The sequence below is a fragment of the Planktothricoides raciborskii GIHE-MW2 genome, from assembly GCF_040564635.1.
GTDB lineage: Bacteria > Cyanobacteriota > Cyanobacteriia > Cyanobacteriales > Laspinemataceae > Planktothricoides > Planktothricoides raciborskii.
The window spans coordinates 3297930-3317411 of sequence record NZ_CP159837.1; the positions used below are offsets into that span (position 1 = coordinate 3297930).

The following is a 19482-nucleotide window of genomic DNA, read 5'->3' on the forward strand; positions in this document are numbered from 1 at the left end:
AAAATTTACCAGCGATCGCCACCTAACCCACCCTACCGCATATTATTGCAAATCATTGCAAATTGTTGCAAATTATTGCTTATTAGAATAACTTTAATTTAAGTGAATCAAAGGCATCAACAATGCAAGCAAAAATTAGAGACACAGAAATTTATTTTGATATTGAAGGGGCAGGGTTAGTCATTGACGGCGATCGCATGAAAGAAAGACCCACGGCGTTTCTGGTTCATGGGGGGCCGGGAGGCGATCATACTTCCTACAAAGCGGGACTTTCTGACCTAAGTCAAAAAATGCAATTAGTCTATTTTGACCATCGCGGTCAGGGACGGTCTGCCCGTGGCCCAAAAGAAACTTATACCTTAGAAAATAATGTCGAAGATATGGAAGCATTGCGCCAATATCTCGGCTTAGATAAAATTATCGTCATCGGCGGTTCTTATGGGGGCATGGTGGCCTTATCTTATGCCATCAAATATCCGCAAAATATCTCCCATTTAATTGTCATTGCCACCGTACCCGACTATCGTTTTTTAGAGAAAGCCAAACAGTTTATCGCCGAAAAAGGCACACCGGAACAAAAGAAATATGCGGAACTTCTCTGGGCTGGCAACTTTAAAGATGAAGCGGAATTAAAAGCCTATTTTCAAGTCATGGCGCCCTTATACTCTGTCACCTATAACCCAGAAGCGAAAAACCAATCTGACAACCGAACCATTTACTCAGTGGATGCAATTAATCAGGCATTTGGCGGATTTTTGCGGACTTATAATATCTTAGATCAACTACATAAAATTACTGCCCCCACATTAGTTATTGGTGGTCGCCATGATTGGATTTGTCCCCCGGAATTTTCCGAAGAAATTGCCGCCGCTATCCCCAATTCAGATTTAAGAATATTTGAAAATAGCGGTCACTTAATCCGCGTAGACGAACCCCAAGCCCTCAAAGATGCGATCGCGGGTTTTATTGTCTATAAAAAATGATCTAGGGTGTGTTAGGGGCGGCGATAATTTAATTAACTAACAATTATCTCAAAAATTCGCCCCGTAACGCACCATCATCAACCAGAAAAAAATTATAATCAATCGTAGGGTGTGTTAGGGGCGGCGCTAATTTAATTACCTAATAACTATCTGAAAAATCCGCCCCGTAACGCACCATAAAGCACCGTAAAAATAGTTAACCCACAGGAAAATAAACCTGTTTTTTGCGATAATTTTGCTTTTATGCTAATATTTATTAAAAAAACACGGTTTCTCCGTCCGGGCGATCGCGCATTTTTTTCCCCAGTATCACCAGAAAAAAATACTGCTACTAAACTAATCCTATGACCACATTACTGACCGATTATGCTGATATTACCAGACTTCATTGCTCTGCCAAATTGAATCAGAAGCAGCGGAGTGAATTGGGGCAATTTTTGACTCCTGCTAACATTGCCCGGTTCATGGCAAGACAGTTTAATAGTCTATCTGGTCATATTAAAATTCTCGATCCAGGAGCCGGAGTAGGCACATTAACTGCGGCAGTGGTAGAGCGGTTATTAGCTAATCCTAATCAAGTCAAAAGTTGCTACATCACCGTCTATGAAATTGAGCCAATTTTTATCGCATCATTAAATCAGTGTCTTAGGGATTGTTGTAGGGCATTAAAAAATCAAGGAATAGAGGCAGATTATTCATTGCGCCAGGATAATTTTATCAAAGCTGGGAATCAAATAACTTTACCACTTTTTTCTAGTTTATCCCCAGAATTCACTCACATTATTCTCAATCCGCCCTATAAAAAAATTCACAGCCAATCAATCGAAAAAAAGATTATAACCAGCTTGGGAATTGATACAGTAAATCTCTATAGTGCATTTGTTTGGCTTTCTATGTTACAGCTTGCTCAAGGCGGTGAGATGGTCGCCATTACACCGAGAAGTTTCTGTAATGGGGTTTATTTTCGTCCTTTTCGTCAAGCTTTTCTAGAAAATATGGCTTGGCAAAAAATCCATATTTTTGAAAGCCGGTCAGCAGTATTTTCAGCGGATAACGTTTTGCAAGAAAATATTATATTTCATGCGATTAAAACCAAAAATCAGCCGGATTATGTAGAAATTACTAGCAATGCTCAAGGCAATATAAATGAAGCTACAGAATTAAGGTATGCTCCTTATGAGCAAGTGGTAGAAACCAATGATTGTGAGAGAGTTATTCATATTGTAGCCAACCCGATCGCCGATTTTATCCGGGTGCAAATGAATCAATTTTCATCGACTTTGGATGAAATGGGCTTAGAAGTTTCAACGGGGTCAGTTGTCGATTTTCGTCTTAAATCATCTTTGAGAACTTGCTTAGAGAAGCAGACGGTTCCGTTGCTTTACCCAGAGTCGATTAAATTCGGGAAAGTTGTGTTCCCACCGAGGAATCCTCGCAAGGCGATCGCCATTGCAGAAAACCAAGAAACAGCAAAATGGTTAGTAAAATCTGGCTGGTACGTTTTGACCAAGCGTTTCTCTGCGAAAGAGGAAAAACGGCGGATTATTGCTGCTGTTTGTCATCCCGTTGATACCGCCGTACTAGGCATAGAAAATCATTTAAATTACTACCATGCTAAAGGTAAGGGAATAAATCCCGACCTAGCCAGAGGTTTAGCAGCATTTCTGAATTCAACTTTATTTGATAGTTACTTCCGGCAGTTTAGTGGACATACACAAGTTAATGCCACAGACTTGCGGCGGATTAAATACCCTAGTAAAGATGATCTGATCCGACTGGGGCAGCAAATTGGTGATTCTGACTTAAATCAGGAGCAAATTGATCGGATTGTCCATAGAGTTTTATCAATTATGAAAGAAGCAACAAATGCGATTCAGGCTAGTAAACGAGTTGAGGAAGCATTGGCAATTCTCAAAGATATTTCTACGCCAAAAGAACAACAAAATGAAAGGTCTGCCCTTTGCTTACTGGCATTAGCAGATATTCGCCCAGAGACACTTTGGAGTGAAGCCACCGCCCCCAGACGGGGAATTACAGAAATGATGAATTGGTTTCGGGATTACTATGGTAAACAATATGCACCAAATACGAGAGAAACCGTGCGACGACAAACGATGCATCAGTTTGTCCAAATGGGAATGGTTGTGGAAAATCCAGATCAACCAAGTCGCCCCATTAACAGCCCTAAATGGTGTTATCAACTCGCTCCACAAGCATTATCACTACTGAAATTATATAATTCTAAAAAATGGCCAGAGGCTTGCGGAAATTATGCCAATTCAGTGACTAATTTATTACAGGATAAAAATCGAAATATCCCCATGATTCCTGTATGTTTGCCCGATGGTCAGGAGATTGAACTATCATCCGGTGGGCAAAATATTTTAATCAAAGATATTTTGGAAAGTTTTTGTCCTAGATTTACTCCCGGAGGTTTAGTTCTCTATATCGGTGATGCAGGGGATAAGTTTCTGATTAATGAAACTGAAAAATTCCGAGAAATAGGCATTGAGTTAGATCCTCACGGTAAAATGCCCGATATTGTGATTTATTATCAACAGAAAGATTGGCTTGTACTCATAGAAGCGGTGACAAGTCATGGCCCAGTTAATTTGAAACGTCACAATGAATTAAAGCAACTTTTTCGATCGAGTCAAAAAGGCTTGGTTTTTGTGACAGCTTTCCCAAGTCGCAAAGAAATGACCCGATATCTGGCGGAAATTTCCTGGGAAACCGAAGTATGGGTGGCAGAGCAACCGGAGCACATGATTCATTTTAATGGCGAAAGATTTTTAGGTTCATACGAAGATAGAAAAAATCTGTCTTGACTATTTCGGTGTTTGACGCTTAACACTATGGATTCAACACCTCCCGAAAAGAAACCGGGTTTCTACAACAATGAGCGCATTTTAGCCAAGATTTATTAAAGAAACCCTGTTTCTCCATAAGTAGCTTTGGGGTAGGGTGTGTTAGGGGCGGCGCTAATTTAATTAACTAATAATTATCTCAAAAATCCGCCCCGTAACGCACCATCATCAACCAGACAAAAATCGTATAATTGTATAGATACAAATATCCGTATCAAGCAAAATTTTCATACAATTTGCTCTCGTTCCATCGGTAGGGAGCGATCGCGCTCAATTTGTAAATCCTCTGGGAACTCTTCCAGGGCATCAAACATCTATTTATAGCAAATATTCTGCTACTCAAGCAATGCCGAAATGAATTATGTTATAATTATGGCATTAACTAAGCGGCTTAAGCAAATTTATGATCGTTAGAGCTAAAGGAATTAAGCGCGGTCAAACTATTATTTTGAATCAATCGCTTTCTCTACCGGATCAAGAAGTGGAAATCATGGTCATACCTATTTCCGATCCGGGGAGTGAACCCTTGAAAAAAATACATTAGCTGACTTTGTGGGAAAGCTGCAAAATTCACCCAATTTTCAAGACGATCGCTTCTTGTCTTAGAGCATATTTTTAGAGGATAATCATGCTAAAAACATTTAAAGCACTATTGAAAGGAAGTCATGTAGAGTGGATTGAGGATAGACCCGATCTGGGAGATGAAATGTTAGAGGTGTATGTAACTTTACTCGATAAAAAACCAGTCCCAGACGCAAAAACACGCGGGCAAAAGATGGCGGAAATCTTAGAAAATCTGGCGGCAACAGAAGGATTAGAAAATATAGATCCTACCTTGTGGCAACGAGAAACTCGACAAGACCGTTCATTACCGGGGCGATAAACGATGCTTCTTGATAGCAATATTATTATCTATTCCGCACAGCCAGAATATGCCAATTTGCGAGGATTAATTGCGGAAAATTCACCAGCAGTATCAGCCCTCAGTTATCTGGAAGTATTGGGCTATCATCAACTGACGGAGCAACAACGGCAGTATTTTGAAGCGTTTTTTCAGGTTGCTGAAGTTCTGCCGATATCCGAGGAGGTGTTGATTCAAGCTGTTGCTTTGCGACAACAGAGAAGAATGTCATTAGGGGACGCAATTATTGCCGGGACTGCATTGGTGCATCAGTTAACATTAATTACCAGAAATGTGGATGATTTTCAGTGGATTGCTGACATAAATCTACTGAATCCGTTTGATACAAGAGAATAGCAATAGTCACAGGATTGAGAGGATAGCTGGTGTAGGGCGCACCATAAATAGCCTTGGGGTAGGGTGTGTTAGGGGCGGCGCTAATTTAATTACCTAATAATTAGCCTAAAAATCCGCCCCGTAACGCACCATGACGCCGGGGTAGGGTGTGTTAGGGGCGGCGCTAATTTAATTACCTAATAATTAGCCTAAAAATCCGCCCCGTAACGCACCATGACGCCGGGGTAGGGTGTGTTAGGGGCGGCGCTAATTTAATTACCTAATAATTAGCCTAAAAATCCGCCCCGTAACGCACCATGACGCCGGGGTAGGGTGTGTTAGGGGCGGCGCTAATTTAATTAACTAATAATTATCTCAAAAATCCGCCCCGTAGCGCACCATCATCAACCAGACAAAAATCATCTAATTGTATAGATACAAATATCCGTATCAAGCAAAATTTTCATACAATTTGCTCTCGTTCCATCGGTAACGATAACTCTTAGGCAAGCGTACCGCCTGACTATTCCCGCTCATAAACAGCTTTGCCGTTTCCATTGGCTGCTCCGTATATACAGAAGGAATATACTATTATTTATAGCAAATATTCTGCTACTCAAGCAATGCCGAAATAAATTATGTTATAATTATGGCATTAACTAAACGGTTTAAGCAAATTTATGATCATTAGAGCTAAAGGAATTAAGCGCGGTCAAACTATTATTTTGAATCAATCGCTTTCTCTACCGGATCAAGAAGTGGAAATCATGGTCATACCTATTTCCGATCCGGAGAGTAAACCCTTGAAAAAAAATACATTAGCTTCCTTTGTGGGAAAGCTGCAAAATTCACCCAATTTTCAAAATGATCCGGTTGTAATTCAGCGTCAGATGCGTGATGAGTGGGATTGATTTGTTGTAGATTAATATTAGATACTAATGTGGCGATCGGCATTCTCAAAGCCGATCCATCGGCGATCGCATTTCTGGCAACCGAGCAGCTAGAATTTGAGAACTGTGCCATCAGTCAAATTACGCGAATGGAGTTACTCAGTTATCCTAACTTAGAGGCAGAAGAGGAGCAGACGATTCAAAACTTGTTGGCAAATTTATTAGTCTTGAAATTAGATGAAAAAATTGAACAAGAGGCGATCGCCTTTCGACGCAACCATAATGTGAAGTTGCCCGATGCGATTATTGCAGCAACTGCGAAGGTTTATGGGTTACGATTGTTAACGTTGGATCGGCAATTACAGGCTAAATTTAGCATTTAAGTAGGTGGGCAGAAATAAATGCACCACAGTCCCCATTAGAAGAAAAACTGTCATTCCCGCGAATGCGGGAATCCACAGCCTATCGGTAGGGAACGAAAAGTGCAATTAATTATGTTCACCTACTTAATTTAATTACCTAATAATTAGCCTAAAAATCCGCCCCGTAACGCACCATAGCCTAGGAAATTAAATTTTTCACATATTGTTTAATCGCCGGTTGTAGAGTAAAACCAGAGGTTTTTTCCACCAAATTTCGTCTTTTTAAAGATTGAATCGCTTTTAAGAAATCGGCATCTGATAAAAGTTCTGGTGGTTTCTGGCTAATTTTGACAGGTTGGTCTTGGGTGGCTAACCACTGAAGCAAGATTTTCTCAGATTCACAAAGGCGTTGATAATGTTGTTTGAGGATGGGTTCTAAGTCTCCTAAAAATAGGGTGGGATAGGAGAGATATTCTTGAACGCTACCGTTAAATAAATCCAGGATAGTAGAGGCGATGATATTCAGCCATAAAGGGTTGGCGCTATAAATTTGGATTAGTTCTGACCATTTTTTCTGGTCTTTGAGTTTTCTGGCGCTGAGAATTTCGGTGGCTAGTTTACCTAAGCCGAGAACGGGTAGGGTTTTACAATAAAAATTTTCGGTTTCTAGGGCAGCAATTTCTAGGGGTTGTTCCCAGGTAAGCAGCAGCAGACAACTGTGATGAGTGTGTTGGCCAATTTCATTAATCAGTTGACCATAGTTTTGATATTCTGGGCGATAATTGCCGACTAATTCCCCAGGAGTTAAGGTTTCTTGAAAGTCGTCGAGAATGATTAAGCAACGGTGGTTTCTCAGATGGTCTAAAAGGGAATTCCGGGAGTTTAAATAGTTGACGATCGATGGGTTTTGGCTGGGTTGAGGTGGGGCAAGAAATTCGATGATGTGGCTTTGCAGGGCGTTGAGGTTGGGCAATTTGCGATGACTGCGCCACAGGATGCGATCGAACTTGTCTTCGATATGTTCTACCAGTTGTCTCGCGAGGGCGGTTTTCCCAATTCCCGATAGTCCGGTTAGGGTGATGATGCGGCTATTTTCTTCGAGTATCCATTGTTTGAGGGTGGCCAGTTGTTCGGTGCGGTTGTGGAGGCGGTTGTATTCCGGTGCTTGGCTGAGGTCGTGGCGAGGTTCTGGTTTGTTGCGGGGGGTGAAGGTGGCGGGCGATCTTTTTTTTTGATTGATTGTAGAGGTCGTTACAAAAATTGATTTGATTGCCGATAAGCACCCCATCATTATGATAAGAAAATATTTTATTTTCGATGAGCGATCGCACATTCTTCTTTTTCACATCTTCTCCCAACATATCCGACAGGAGTTTCCATAATTCCGATGCTGACTTTCTCACATGATCCTTGGTACAGTGGTACTCCTCAGAGATATCCTGATATTCTTTACCGTTCCATACACCCTCCAAAATAGCGCGTTGCAGGGAGTCCAGATGCTTCCCAGTGCTGGCAAAAATCAGATTATCGGTCCACTGCAAGGCTTCTTGAATTTCCATAGCTGCTAAGTTTGGTTGTAGTTTTGTATATTTTTGTGTACTTTAACCCCCCATTATCCCACATTTTCCCCCTTTTGGCCACAAAATCCCACATTTTCCCCCTTTTTGACTTTTAAACCCCTCAGAAATACCCCCCTAAATCCCACTTTTATGGGGTTGGCAAAGGAAAAATAAGTTGAGAAAATAATAGGCAAACACAAGATGACCTTAGACCAAATTAGAGGATTTTTCCAATGACACAGAACTTTTTCACCCTTTTTGGGAAAGCCGTTGCAACAATTAGCTTGAAATTTGTTATTTTGGTCTCACTTGTTTCAAATAATTTTCCCGAATCAATTAAGCAAGTTATTGACAAAGTAATGACATTTATTTCTCTGCAAATAATTTCTGCTTATAAAAAGTACATCGATCCTTACAAAAAGGGAAAATGTGCTTATCGGACTCTGCACGGTGGACTATCTTGCTCCGATTTTATTAAAAGTGTTGCGCTGGAAAATGGTGCTTCTGCTGCTATTCCTTTAGTACAACAGCGATATGATCAGTGTCGAGAAGCCCACTTATTTTTGCAGCGAGACTCATCTCTATCTGTAAATGCTGACCATAATGATTGTATTCATTGTAGTGGTACAGGAAATTAAAATACTCCACTAATTTCATGGATAAATTACCCCCTAAATTCTATTTTTTGGGTGGTTGCCAGAAGCAATATGTGTGGTAAACTTCATCTCATTGGAAAGTAATCAATCTACCAAAAAAACTTTTTGAAGGAGTTATTTATGATCATCATCAACGATTACAAGCCCACAAATAAGACAGAGATTGTTAATGATTCATCATTAATTGCTCAAGAGTCATCCCCTAAACTAAACACACAAAGTCAACAACGCAAGGTATCCGTCATAAGAACTAAAGCCAGCTGGATCGCCTAGTCTTGTCGAAAGTTGCAGTAAGTCATTCTACTTTGAGGAAGCAAGTATTGCTGAATTGAATTCAATTTTGCTTGCTTTCTCAAATAGTAAAAAAGCTAGAAAAGCTGACTTGAATATCACGATTAAATAAAATCCCTAAACTTATGACTATTTCAGCCATATTTGACAATCAAAAATATTCGATATTAGTTGATTCTGCTCAAATAATTAACCCTTTAAGTAATATTGAAGGTGTTAATGATATTTGTTTACTTAATATTGACGCTAACTTGATAGAAACTTTTGATAATAGAGAAGTTACAAGCAATTTTATATTTGTTTGTACTAATTGGGATTCCTTCGTTAAGTTCAGAAATATAAAAGGCAAAAGGATACTTTTACTACCACAAGTAGCATTTGATGTTAATATTGACACTTTAATTTACTCTATACAGAAGTTATTAGCTTCTGATTTTGAATATGCAGTAACAAAGCATCATGAATGGTATCCTGTATTTTCAGAAATTGAGCGGCCTTTGTCCTTTTGGGGTAGGGGATCTGGTCTAAGATGCGATCTAAGCCAATCAATTGAGATATCCACTATTAACAACATAGTTTTAGAAGTAGATAATCCCCGTTCAGTTGCAGAGTATTTTGAGATTGCTTTAGAAAATCGAATTGACCAAGACGGATCAGTCAAGATAGATGGCTATTTAGATGTTGAAGGTTTTTTAATGGCAAAAGGAATTGATTTTAGACTTGAAAACTACAATCGCTGTTTCGCTGATAATTTGATGTATCTAGTGAGTCAATCATCAAGCATGAAAATAATAGTTAATAACAATAAGTTAACTTCTGTTCTAATTGATAACATTGAATATTTGAATCATTTTACAGACTTGATAAGTGAGGATAAAACAAAATTGCCTAATATAACCGAGTTTGCTATTGGTTTTAACTATAAACTTCAGAATAATGTTAACTGGAATTTCAACTCGCAAGTAAATGAGGGGATCGAGGGTCTACACTTAGGCATAGGAAATGGTGAAGTAGGCTATCATTTTGATTTTATCACTACCAACATTGAATACTATAATGATCTATGCTAGATGTTTGCTTTATTCTGATGCCTTATGCTGCTATTGAGCGTCCTTCTATTGCAATTGGCTTGTTGAAATCCTCTTTAAAGCAGAAAGGCATAAAATCAAAAGTAGTCTATGCAAATATTAAATTTGCCGAAAAAATTGGTCTCAACTGGTATGAGTCAATAGACTATAGATTGCCTAGTGATTTACTTGGAGAATGGACTTTTTCAGAGGCAGCATTTCCTGATTTTAATCCTAATCCAGAGGATTACTTCAAGTGTATCAATCTTGACAAATCAAAGCAAAATATATTATGGAAAATTCGTGATTCAGCCACAAAATTTATTGACAATTTAGCTCAACAAATTGTCAATATGCAACCTAAGATAGTTAGTTGTAGTTCGACATTTCAGCAACATTGCTCATCTCTAGCTATACTGAGGCGAATTCGAGAGTTAAATCCTAATATTACAACAATAATGGGAGGGGCGAATTGTGAAAGTGAGATGGGACTAACTACTCACCAGATGTTTTCTTGGATAGATTATGTTATTTCAGGAGAGGGAGACAATATTTTTCCCGAATTGTGCCAACTGATTCTAACCGGAGGTATTAGCAGTAATTCTAATACACTGCCCTATGGTGTTCTCGCTCCATTGCATCGCGATAAAGCTCATTTTGTTCTACAGCCTCCTAGAGCAACTGTGGATTATTTAGACAATATACCAATTCCAGATTATGATGACTATTTCGATGCTCTTAATAAATCCTCTCTTAAGGGAATAGTGGATCCAGGGTTACTCATAGAGACCTCGCGTGGTTGTTGGTGGGGACAAAAGAGCCACTGTACATTCTGTGGGTTAAACGGTGATGGAATGACTTATCGTTCTAAGTCTATAAACCGTGTTGTTGAGGAGTTTTTTGAATTATCCAGACGTTATGGGATTTATAAATTCTCTGTTGTTGATAACATTTTATCAATGCAGCATTTAGAAGAGCTTCTACCAATTCTGGCAGAACAGAAGGAAAAATATCAGCTATTTTATGAAACTAAATCAAATTTGACTCGAAGACAGGTAAAAAAGTTAGTGCAAGCAGGAGTGATTTGGATTCAACCAGGTATTGAAGCATTAGATGATTCCGTTTTAAAATTGATGAAAAAAGGAACCACTACCGCTATCAATGTTCAATTGCTTAAGTGGTGTCGTGAGTATGGATTACGAGTTGCTTGGAATATGTTATGTCGTTTGCCTGGGGAATTAGATCAATGGTATTTAGAAATGGCAAAATGGTTACCTTTAATTATCCATTTACAACCACCGTCCGGGTTATCTAGAGTTCAATATCATAGATTTAGTCCCTACTGTGAGCATCCTGATGAGTTTGGACTTAATCTCAGTCCATCTCCAAACTACAACTATGTTTATCCTTTATCGCTAAAAGATATAAAAAATATATGTTATTACTTTGACGATAATAGTGAATCGGATATTGATGATTTGTCTTTATTGAAAACAGAAAAACGGTCAGGTCTGAAAAAAGTACAAAAGTTTGTATCTCAATGGAATCAAGTATTTCAATCAGATTCACCTCCTTCATTGCTTATGAGTATTCAAGACGAAGAATTAAAAATATTAGATACAAGACCTTGTGCTTTATATCGTTCACTAACCCTTACGGACTTACATCAAAAAATATATCTTATTTGCGATCGTGCCTTAACCTTAAAAGAAATTCTTAGAGAACTATCTAAGCAATATAACTTATATTGTTCACTAGATGAAGTTCAATTGATACTTAATGAGTTGCAAAAGTTAAATATTATCATAAAAATTAGTAATCGTTTTTTAAGTTTAGCTATTTCTGAAAATATGTCGTGTCTTTGCTCATTTGAGGAGAATCCAAGTGGATATACTTATATTGGTAATGACGATGAATATGCCGTATTTGGTATTCAGGAGAGACTGGGATGAACCTATTAAAGGATAGAGAAAAAATTAACATTTATTGTGGAGTAAAGTTACACTAGCTTCAATCGTTGATCGGCAGGTTGGGTTAGCAATAGCGTCGCCTCAACCCAACCTACAACAATCATTTGTCAGTCTAAAAAGTCAGCGCAGCGGATGCTACAAAGATTCCTTTCGGGATGTGAAAGCGATCGCTCCTACATCCGCCAATAGTTCTAGCATAGATATAGAAACCGGGTTTCTGTCAGAGTTTCTGCCTCCTCACAGAGATTTTGCTAGAAACCCGGTTTCTCGGCACTTCAAGCCTTGCGCTACAATAGTTTGAAACCCTACTTTTTGAAATCCATGACAACCAACACTTCACTAGAAGAACGCATGGCAGCAGTAGAAGCAGCCATTACTCAAATTCAAAAACAGATTGCCCATCCAAAATCGAGCAACTGGTTAGAGCAAATTAGCGGCTCTTTTAAAGATGAACCGGCTTTTGAAGAAATCCTCGCATTAGGGCAAGCAATTCGCCGAGGGGATGAGTCCGTATTAGACCCATCAGAAGTATTAGACCTATCAGAAATAGCATGAGATATTTATTAGATACAGATCATCTGAGTATTCTGCAACGTCAATCTGGGGCAGATTATCACAATCTTGTGGCACGAATGGCTCAATATGACCTGGATAATTTTGCTATTTCAATTATCACAATTCAGGAACAAATGCTGGGCTGTCATGCCTATATTAACCGCGCTCGTTATCCCAATGAATTGGTTAAAGGTTATGAACTCATGGGACGGCTAGTAGCTGACTTTCAACGATTACCCATTCTCTCTTTTGATGCGATCGCCGCCCAAACCTTAGAGCAGTTAAACTCACAACGGATTCAACTGGCTCAGATGGATGCGCGAATTGCCGCGATCGCGCTTTCTCGGCAAATGATTTTATTAACTCGTAATCATCGAGACTTTAGCAAAGTGGCAGGATTAGCAATAGAGGATTGGACAATTTGAAGTAGGGGAATACAGAAACCGGGTTTCTTTCAGGAATTCTGCATCTTTACTAAAATTTTGCTAGAAACCCGGTTTCTTTAGCTTAGTAGGTTGGACCCTTGGAACAAAACCCAACAACCACAAATATTTACCATAGAAACTCAACGATTTTCTGCGGGATGTGAAAGCGATCGCCAGGGCAATGGCTTCAGCCTCTCCCACATTGACACGAGTTCTTAAATCATTAACTAATCCTTGATTCTGTACGGATTGAATATCTATCCAAGGTGCCGATCGCACTGCTGTAATCACAGTTTCCCCAGCCCTGGGATCCAATAATTCCTCATACACCGCCCAGGGAATTAAAATCCTCCCATAAAGCTGGGATATTAGACTAAGTTGCCCGACATTCGCCAAATTGGAAATCGGTGAAGTGTTGCTGACAACAATCATTACTACTCGGTTTCCTCTAAAGTTTTGAGGTCTTCCTGAAACTCAGTGATATCATAATGTACGCAAATACCTCGCTCAGAAATCAGTTTTTGAAACTGCATCCGATGCAGCCCCAATAACTCACTGGCTTTCCCTAAACTAATTTTATCTTGCTGAAATAACATCAGCACAATTTCCCCAAATAATTCATTTTCAGAAAAGCCACTAGCCTTTACTAAATCATCGGAAATCACTAAACTCATGGTGTTCGCTCCTGGGCTTAATTTTCCTGCTTCAATATTAGCAGACCGGGGAGCGACGGGAAATACAGAAACCAGGTTTCTCTGATGGGTTTCTGCATCTTTACTAAGATTTGACCAGAAACCCGGTTTCTCTACAACGCCACCACTCGTGTTTCAGCTTGTCTAAAAGACTTGGGTTTTACTACGATTTCCACATCTCGACCCAACGCATTTAAAAAACGAAACAACCGAGTAGTGGAAAAACCCGATAGCTTGCCATTCACTAATGCTGACACTTTAGGCTGGTCAATTCCTAACATTTGTGCCGCCTCAGTTTGAGTCATATTTTGGGCGGAGATAATACCACTAATTCTCCGGGCAAGTTCTGCCTTGACCAGTAATTCATCAGAATTTTCTAACTCTAAATCTGCGAAGACATTGCCACTGCCTGCTTGTACTTTAATGGGCTGATTCATATTTTTCCTACTGATTGATGTAATTTTCTGAATTAAAGCCTTTGAGTGGTTTCGCAGAGGGGTGCTTTTCACCACATTGAGCCAGATATAGCGCATAACCAACACCTTGCCGAACCTCCTCCGGGAACGCCTTTAAATCCTCAAGAGAACTGCCAACCCACTCAACTGGTTTTAGTAATTCACTCATGCCTCAATTATGCTATTTTTGGCATATCATGTCAATCCCTGAATACTGCTAAGTAGGTGAACATAATTAATTGCACTTTTCGTTCCCCACCGATAGGCTTTGGATTCCCGCCTTCGCGGGAATGACAGTTTTTTTCTGATATGGTATGTGGTGCATTTATTTCTGCCCACCTACTTAGACTGAACTTAAGAAACTGATGAAGCTAAGTTTATGAAAATTAAAGCCATTATTCATCCAGCAGAAAAAGGGGGCTATTGGGCAGAAGGCCCAGCCCTTCCCGGTTGCATTACCGAAGGCGATACCTGGGAAGAGGTTACGCATAATTTACAAGATGCCGTTGAGGGTTGGCTGAGTGTTGCGAATAATAGCCTGAAAAAAATAGAGCCAACAGACGAATAAAAAAAGACCCTGCAACAGAATGAAATAAAATGATTTTGTTGAAGAAGCGATCGCGCCTGAGACTTAGAAACCGGGTTTCTGTGAGAGTTTCTGCATCCTAACTGAGATGGCAATACAAACCCGGTTTTTGGGTAGATAGCGATCGCTCTGATTAAATTACTCTTCAAATATAGGCGATCGCTCTCATTGTAAATTGCTTGTAAATTCCTTCTCGGTGTTCTCTGTGTCTCCGTGGTGAAAAATCCCCAGATTGACTTTACCGAAAAATAGAGGGGCGATCGATTATCAGAAATGAAACCATCAGTCTTGAAGTTCAGGAACCCGATCGCTTTCATATTGTTCAATTAAAACACCGAGAATATCCATCAGTGAAGCGAGAGGATGTGCTTCATCTTCGCCAACTTCATCAATCAGGCGATCGAGCCAATCAACCAGATATTGATAACTGGCTTCATCGCGGGGAATGACTAATTTAGTTGCTAGGGGCTGCCACAATTTTTGAGTTTCATCAATGCTCAACATTTTTACTCTCTCCATTTTCCTTGATCGTACTCTGCATGAGTCAAAACTGCCCGAATATAAATTTTTTGTCGATTATAGTGAATCGCCGCTATTAACCGGACTTTGTTCCCACCAATATTAAACACTGTGAGGTTATCAACTTGGTCAGCACTGGGAAACTCGTTACGAAGTTCAACAAAGGAATTAAATGTTCCTGATTTCACCAGTTGATACCAACGAGCCAATGCGCTTTCTGTGTCCGGGTATTTTGCCGCAAATTCATTGAGCCGTTTGCGTGTGATAACGTGCATAATGAAACTCAGGGATATTACCCAATTATATCATCGGTTTGAATGTCTGCGTCGCGCTCCTTAAATTTCCTCTCCAAAGAACGAAAAACGCGATTCCCTCTAGGTATCCGCTTCGCGGAATCGCCCCTGAGACTAAAAAACCGGGTTTCTGTTAGGAATTATGCATCTTTACTAAGATTTTCCTAGAAACCCGGTTTCAGGAAGGAAAATTTAGTTAAAATATTACTGTACTCTCAATCCTCAGAAACCATGACGCAAACTCAATATCAACTCTCTCTAAACTTTGAGCAAGTTTTAACCTTGGTCAAACAACTGCCCGAACCCGAAAAACTGCAATTAAGTCAAGAACTGGCTAAAGAATTGTTAGACAGTAAATTAACCGCCCTTTTAGAGTCATTCAAAACTGATGAACTATCCCTAGATACAATTACTCAAGAAGTTGAATCCGTCAGAAGTGAAATTTATGCTAATTATGCTAAAAAATCAGCAAATTAAAGTGATTATTGATACTAATCTTTGGATTAGTTTCCTGATTGGCAAAGAATTAGCGAATCTTAAAGAGTTAATCGTCAGTCAGACTGTTCAAGTCGTCTTTTGTGAACAAATCACAGAAGAAATTAATCGGGTGACGCAAAGACCAAAACTCCAAAAATATTTTTCGGCTGATAAAGTCAAAGAACTGCTAGAGCTTTTGGCGGTTATTGGGGTATCCATAGAAATCAGATCGGAAGTTTCTCTTTGTCGGGATGCCAAAGATAATTTTTTATTGGCATTGGCTAAAGATAGTCAAGCGAATTTCTTGATTACAGGGGATGCAGATTTATTAACTTTAGGTAGTTTTGCCGGTACAAAAATTATTACTTACCAGGATTTTTTAGAGCAGATAAATCCATAAACTTACCCGGCAATGATTCGTTTTGCCAACAGATAATCCAGTGAATTGGCAATATCTAACAATTTAAAGCTGCGGATACCATATCCCCTAGACTAAGAAACCGGGTTTCTCTGATAGGTTTCTGCATCTTTACCAAGATTTCGCTAGAAACCCGGTTTCTGGGTAGACAGCGATCGCCTTTATGTCAGAATGGAGGGAAAGTCAAGATACTTCAAGGAGTCTCATGGCGATCGCCGAACTAGATCGTATTACTATCAACCCAGCAGTATGCCTTGGACAGCCAACGATCCGGGGAATGCGGATCACTGTAGAATTTGTCCTCAAACTACTCGCTAGTCACTTATCTGTGCCAGAAATTTTAGAATCGTATCCAGAATTGGAGGAAGAAGACATTCGTCAGGCGCTCAATTATGCAGCCTGGGCGGTATCCGATCGCGTTGTTAGCTTCACTTCAGTATGAGTAGTATGCGTTTAATTGCCGACGTTCATATTTCTCCTTTGACAGTTGCGGCGTTAAAGGCACAGGGCTACGATATAGTCAGGACTACAGATTTATTACCTGCGACTGCTGCTGATGCGGAGATTTTGGCACTTGCGAGGGTACAAGGTAGGGTTATTTTAACCCAAGACCTAGATTTTTCCATGCTGGTGGCTCTCAGCAACTATGGACTGCCCAGTTTAATCACATTACGATTGTCTTCTGTAAAACCGGATTTGGTGACACAAAAACTCCTAGATGTTTTACCGACTGTGGAAACAGAACTGACAGAAGGTGCAGCGGTGACAATTAATGATGATTCTGTGCGGATTCGTAAGCTGCCAATTCGATGAAGTAATGTCTAACAATTCTCTTATAGCGGGCTGAAAGGATCTGCGGATGCTGAGGAAGTTAAAACGATTTCCAGCGAGACGCTTTCCTCTAAAGTTTTGAGGTCTTCCTGAAACTCATCAATATCATAATGGACGCAAATACCTCGTTCAGAAATCAGTTTTTGAAACTGCATCCTATGCAGCCCCAATAACTCACTGGCTTTCCCTAAACTAATTTTATCTTGCTGAAATAACATCAGCACAATTTCCCCAAATAATTCATTTTCAGAAAAGCCACTAGCCTTTACTAAATCATCGGAAATCACTAAACTCATGGTGTTCTCTCCTGGGCTTAATTTTCCTGCTTCAATCTTAGCACACCGGAGAGCGACGGGGAATACAGAAACCGGGTTTGTCTGATGAGTTTTTGCGTCTTTACTAAGATTTGACCAGAAACCCGGTTTCTGGGTAGATAGCGATCGCCTTCCCCTAAAATAGAGTGAGTTGACCTTTATCTATATGAATGAGACTGTTTACATCGAAACAAGTATTTTAGGGTATCTCACCGCTAGATCGACCAAAAACTTGATTATCGCTGCCAACATGGAGATTACAAGAGACTGGTGGGAAGCCGGAACGCCTTTACTCTTTATACATCAGAAGCCGTTTTAGACGAAGTGGCACAAGGTGATCCGGCGATCGCCGCCCAACGACTAGATATTTTAAGTGATTTTCCTTTGCTGGCCTTGAATCAGGCGGTACAAGCCTTGGCCGCACAATTTTTAGCCCGCAGTAATTTGCCCCCTAAAGCTAACATAGACGCGATCCACATCGCCGCCGTAAGCACATCGCCAATGCCCAGATTCAAGGAAAACTAGCCGAAATTAGTCTTGATTTTGGCTATGTGCTGCCTGTTCTCTGTACGCCAAACGAACTGATGGGAGATTAGTCCATGTGGAAAGATGAAATTGTCGAAGAAATTCATCAAATTCGCGATCGCTATGCCAAGTCTTTCAACTACGATTTGAATTCTATATTTGAAGACCTCCGCAAAAAGCAAGCAGAAAGCGGCAAAGAAGTTGTTACTTTGTCGCGCCCACCCGGTGTAAAAACCCGTTGGAGTGGACGATATTTTGATGGTGAAATAAAGGAAACTAACCCCAGTTAGAAGCGATCGCGCCTAAGACTAAGAAACCAGGTTTCTGTGAAAGTTTGTGCATCCTAACTGAGATGGTAATAGAAACCCGGTTTCTGGGTAGATAGCGATCGCGCCCCTGAGACAAAGAAACCGGGTTTCTCTGATGGGTTTGTGCATCCTAACTGAGATGGCAATAGAAACCCGGTTTCTTGGCATAAGTAAGAGCGATCGCCCATCGTATCGTTTCAATGAATGTGGTATAATAAAGAGCAAATCCATATTTTATGCATCTAACCGCCAGTCCAACCAAGACCAGCCTCTTGGTGGATATTATCGGTTTCTACATCGGTAACTTTTAGAGGATATTATTCATAAAAATTGACAGCTATTATGAATCAAAAATTAGTCTAATCTTTGGTGCAAATTATTACTTCGCTTTCTGATGAATAGCGGCAATGCTTTAAACGTGAACTCCAGAAGTTTTATCAATAAAACTAGATTGCTAATTTGTAACACAAACTAAAAAAAATTCAAAAAAAATATCATATGTAATACCATAATCTCATAATTTTTATGAAAAATTTCAAAAAGGTGAACTAGGAGATTTTATGGATTTTTTTGAAGGTAATACATATTATCAAATGCTTACAGCTTATTCGATAATTACTAATTACAATATCAGCATTTAGTAAACCAGTTATTGAAGCTGTCTTTTCCGCTCATAATCAGAGCAACTTCAATTAACTTTTCTAGCACTTCCATTGCTCTTGTTGGGAACATTCTTATCAGTGACTTCACTGTTGACCACAACATAGAAATCGGATTAAAGCCTGGTGAGTAGGGTGGTAAATATTCTACTCTAGCTCCCGTAGCCGTGATTAATTCTTCAATACCTTCAATGGAATGAATATTCAGGTTATTCATCACTACCACATCCCCTGGCTTCAGCTTAGGAACCAGGTCATCCTCTACAAACTCCTTAAAGTCCTTCCCTTTCATCGAGCCTTCAATTACTTTTTTCGCTACAACTCCTTCAATACTTATTGCCCCAATTAAGGTCATTTTTCTCCCTTTATAAAAGGGTCTTAAACAAAATGCCTTTTTACCCTTTTCACTCCTGGCCACCTCCCGACTCATCCCCACCCAGAATGCTGTCTCATCAATAGACATCTCCGAAAACAATCTAAGCTTCACCATGACTGCGTTTGAGTAAATGAAGGCTATGTAGATATTCAGATTATACGTACGAT

27 protein-coding genes and 2 pseudogenes are annotated in these 19482 nt (G+C 39.7%); 19 read left to right on the forward strand and 10 right to left on the reverse strand.

The features are described 5' to 3' along the window. The first annotated feature begins 122 nt into the window (after positions 1–122). The 7 genes from ABWT76_RS13980 (at position 123) to ABWT76_RS14010 (ending at position 6360) form a co-directional block, all read left to right on the forward strand. Complete coding sequence (locus ABWT76_RS13980) at positions 123–983, forward strand: alpha/beta fold hydrolase (protein WP_354636280.1); 861 nt, start codon at positions 123–125, stop codon at positions 981–983. Positions 984–1327: 344 nt separating this feature from the next. Then, complete coding sequence (locus ABWT76_RS13985; RefSeq protein ID WP_354636281.1) at positions 1328–3811, forward strand: BsuBI/PstI family type II restriction endonuclease; 2484 nt, start codon at positions 1328–1330, stop codon at positions 3809–3811. 442 nt (positions 3812–4253) lie between these two features. Further along, positions 4254–4394 (forward strand): hypothetical protein, encoded by a 141-nt coding sequence (locus ABWT76_RS13990; RefSeq protein WP_231636622.1) that lies wholly within the window; start codon positions 4254–4256, stop codon positions 4392–4394. Positions 4395–4478: 84 nt separating this feature from the next. After that, a complete protein-coding gene (locus tag ABWT76_RS13995) occupies positions 4479–4733 on the forward strand; it encodes a hypothetical protein (RefSeq protein WP_354636282.1) in 255 nt (84 codons plus the stop codon). Positions 4734–4736: 3 nt separating this feature from the next. Beyond that, entirely contained in the window at positions 4737–5108 is a 372-nt protein-coding gene (locus ABWT76_RS14000) for a type II toxin-antitoxin system VapC family toxin (protein WP_054465025.1), read from the forward strand. A 659-nt stretch (positions 5109–5767) separates the two neighbouring features. Continuing rightward, a complete protein-coding gene (locus tag ABWT76_RS14005; RefSeq protein ID WP_231636621.1) occupies positions 5768–5998 on the forward strand; it encodes a hypothetical protein in 231 nt (76 codons plus the stop codon). Continuing rightward, positions 5989–6360, forward strand: coding sequence for a PIN domain-containing protein (locus ABWT76_RS14010; RefSeq protein ID WP_190877714.1), 372 nt, complete (start codon positions 5989–5991; stop codon positions 6358–6360). The genes ABWT76_RS14005 and ABWT76_RS14010 overlap by 10 nt, the downstream gene beginning before the upstream one ends. Before the next feature lie 178 nt (positions 6361–6538). Here ABWT76_RS14010 and ABWT76_RS14015 read toward each other — a convergent pair. Further along, positions 6539–7898 (reverse strand): annotated as a pseudogene (locus tag ABWT76_RS14015) (NB-ARC domain-containing protein). 233 nt (positions 7899–8131) lie between these two features. Between ABWT76_RS14015 and yidD the strand changes: the two are divergent. The 5 genes from yidD to ABWT76_RS14040 all read left to right on the forward strand — a co-directional run bounded on the left by yidD (position 8132) and on the right by ABWT76_RS14040 (position 12862). Next, positions 8132–8536, forward strand: coding sequence for a membrane protein insertion efficiency factor YidD (yidD, locus tag ABWT76_RS14020; protein WP_354636283.1), 405 nt, complete (start codon positions 8132–8134; stop codon positions 8534–8536). Positions 8537–8970: 434 nt separating this feature from the next. Further along, complete coding sequence (locus ABWT76_RS14025; RefSeq protein ID WP_354636284.1) at positions 8971–9915, forward strand: hypothetical protein; 945 nt, start codon at positions 8971–8973, stop codon at positions 9913–9915. Then, positions 9909–11864, forward strand: a complete 1956-nt coding sequence (locus tag ABWT76_RS14030) for a RiPP maturation radical SAM C-methyltransferase (RefSeq protein ID WP_354636285.1) — start codon at positions 9909–9911, stop codon at positions 11862–11864. Before ABWT76_RS14025 ends, ABWT76_RS14030 begins: the two co-directional genes overlap by 7 nt. A gap of 339 nt (positions 11865–12203) precedes the next feature. After that, the gene (locus ABWT76_RS14035; protein ID WP_354636286.1) at positions 12204–12437 is read left to right on the forward strand and encodes a hypothetical protein; all 234 of its coding nucleotides are present in this window, start codon (positions 12204–12206) and stop codon (positions 12435–12437) included. Next, complete coding sequence (locus ABWT76_RS14040) at positions 12434–12862, forward strand: type II toxin-antitoxin system VapC family toxin (RefSeq protein WP_354636287.1); 429 nt, start codon at positions 12434–12436, stop codon at positions 12860–12862. The genes ABWT76_RS14035 and ABWT76_RS14040 overlap by 4 nt, the downstream gene beginning before the upstream one ends. 60 nt (positions 12863–12922) lie before the next feature. Here ABWT76_RS14040 and ABWT76_RS14045 read toward each other — a convergent pair whose 3' ends face one another. From ABWT76_RS14045 to ABWT76_RS14060, 4 genes are all read right to left on the reverse strand, one after another. After that, positions 12923–13294 (reverse strand): hypothetical protein, encoded by a 372-nt coding sequence (locus ABWT76_RS14045; RefSeq protein ID WP_354636288.1) that lies wholly within the window; start codon positions 13292–13294, stop codon positions 12923–12925. 2 nt (positions 13295–13296) lie between these two features. Further along, the gene (locus ABWT76_RS14050; RefSeq protein WP_354636289.1) at positions 13297–13536 is read right to left on the reverse strand and encodes a UPF0175 family protein; all 240 of its coding nucleotides are present in this window, start codon (positions 13534–13536) and stop codon (positions 13297–13299) included. 131 nt (positions 13537–13667) lie between these two features. Further along, positions 13668–13991 carry a helix-turn-helix domain-containing protein gene (locus tag ABWT76_RS14055; RefSeq protein WP_054465021.1) on the reverse strand — a complete coding sequence of 108 codons (324 nt, stop codon included), beginning with the start codon at positions 13989–13991 and terminating at the stop codon, positions 13668–13670. Between the two features lie 7 nt (positions 13992–13998). Continuing rightward, positions 13999–14178 carry a hypothetical protein gene (locus ABWT76_RS14060; protein ID WP_231636616.1) on the reverse strand — a complete coding sequence of 60 codons (180 nt, stop codon included), beginning with the start codon at positions 14176–14178 and terminating at the stop codon, positions 13999–14001. Positions 14179–14388: 210 nt separating this feature from the next. Here ABWT76_RS14060 and ABWT76_RS14065 point away from each other — a divergent pair, with 210 nt between their 5' ends. Further along, positions 14389–14577 carry a type II toxin-antitoxin system HicB family antitoxin gene (locus ABWT76_RS14065; RefSeq protein ID WP_354636290.1) on the forward strand — a complete coding sequence of 63 codons (189 nt, stop codon included), beginning with the start codon at positions 14389–14391 and terminating at the stop codon, positions 14575–14577. A gap of 300 nt (positions 14578–14877) precedes the next feature. Here the strand turns inward: ABWT76_RS14065 and ABWT76_RS14070 are convergent, their stop codons facing one another. Next, on the reverse strand, positions 14878–15099 hold the full coding sequence (locus ABWT76_RS14070; RefSeq protein ID WP_054465015.1) for a hypothetical protein: 222 nt from the start codon (positions 15097–15099) through the stop codon (positions 14878–14880). Positions 15100–15101: 2 nt separating this feature from the next. Continuing rightward, on the reverse strand, positions 15102–15389 hold the full coding sequence (locus tag ABWT76_RS14075) for a type II toxin-antitoxin system HigB family toxin (RefSeq protein WP_054465014.1): 288 nt from the start codon (positions 15387–15389) through the stop codon (positions 15102–15104). A 249-nt stretch (positions 15390–15638) separates the two neighbouring features. Here ABWT76_RS14075 and vap15 point away from each other — a divergent pair, with 249 nt between their 5' ends. The 4 genes from vap15 (at position 15639) to ABWT76_RS14095 (ending at position 17115) form a co-directional block, all read left to right on the forward strand. Beyond that, positions 15639–15884, forward strand: a complete 246-nt coding sequence (gene vap15 / locus ABWT76_RS14080; RefSeq protein ID WP_354636291.1) for a type II toxin-antitoxin system VapB15 family antitoxin — start codon at positions 15639–15641, stop codon at positions 15882–15884. After that, on the forward strand, positions 15853–16284 hold the full coding sequence (locus ABWT76_RS14085) for a putative toxin-antitoxin system toxin component, PIN family (protein ID WP_199317286.1): 432 nt from the start codon (positions 15853–15855) through the stop codon (positions 16282–16284). Before vap15 ends, ABWT76_RS14085 begins: the two co-directional genes overlap by 32 nt. Before the next feature lie 181 nt (positions 16285–16465). Further along, complete coding sequence (locus ABWT76_RS14090) at positions 16466–16744, forward strand: DUF433 domain-containing protein (protein ID WP_313890576.1); 279 nt, start codon at positions 16466–16468, stop codon at positions 16742–16744. Next, complete coding sequence (locus ABWT76_RS14095; protein ID WP_054465011.1) at positions 16741–17115, forward strand: DUF5615 family PIN-like protein; 375 nt, start codon at positions 16741–16743, stop codon at positions 17113–17115. The genes ABWT76_RS14090 and ABWT76_RS14095 overlap by 4 nt, the downstream gene beginning before the upstream one ends. Positions 17116–17135: 20 nt before the next feature. Here the strand turns inward: ABWT76_RS14095 and ABWT76_RS14100 are convergent, their stop codons facing one another. Next, positions 17136–17429 (reverse strand): UPF0175 family protein, encoded by a 294-nt coding sequence (locus ABWT76_RS14100; protein ID WP_054465010.1) that lies wholly within the window; start codon positions 17427–17429, stop codon positions 17136–17138. Between the two features lie 184 nt (positions 17430–17613). On the opposite strand from ABWT76_RS14100, the pseudogene ABWT76_RS14105 reads away from it, so the two are divergent. Both ABWT76_RS14105 and ABWT76_RS14110 read left to right on the forward strand, forming a co-directional pair. Further along, positions 17614–18043 (forward strand): annotated as a pseudogene (locus ABWT76_RS14105) (type II toxin-antitoxin system VapC family toxin). 3 nt (positions 18044–18046) lie between these two features. Further along, positions 18047–18262, forward strand: a complete 216-nt coding sequence (locus ABWT76_RS14110; protein WP_054465009.1) for a hypothetical protein — start codon at positions 18047–18049, stop codon at positions 18260–18262. A 53-nt stretch (positions 18263–18315) separates the two neighbouring features. On the opposite strand, the gene ABWT76_RS14115 is transcribed toward ABWT76_RS14110, so the two are convergent. Together ABWT76_RS14115 and ABWT76_RS14120 are read right to left on the reverse strand one after the other, a co-directional pair. Continuing rightward, positions 18316–18468 carry a hypothetical protein gene (locus ABWT76_RS14115; protein WP_156331547.1) on the reverse strand — a complete coding sequence of 51 codons (153 nt, stop codon included), beginning with the start codon at positions 18466–18468 and terminating at the stop codon, positions 18316–18318. A 442-nt stretch (positions 18469–18910) separates the two neighbouring features. Continuing rightward, entirely contained in the window at positions 18911–19402 is a 492-nt protein-coding gene (locus ABWT76_RS14120; protein WP_072160664.1) for a transposase, read from the reverse strand. Positions 19403–19482: the final 80 nt, after the last annotated feature.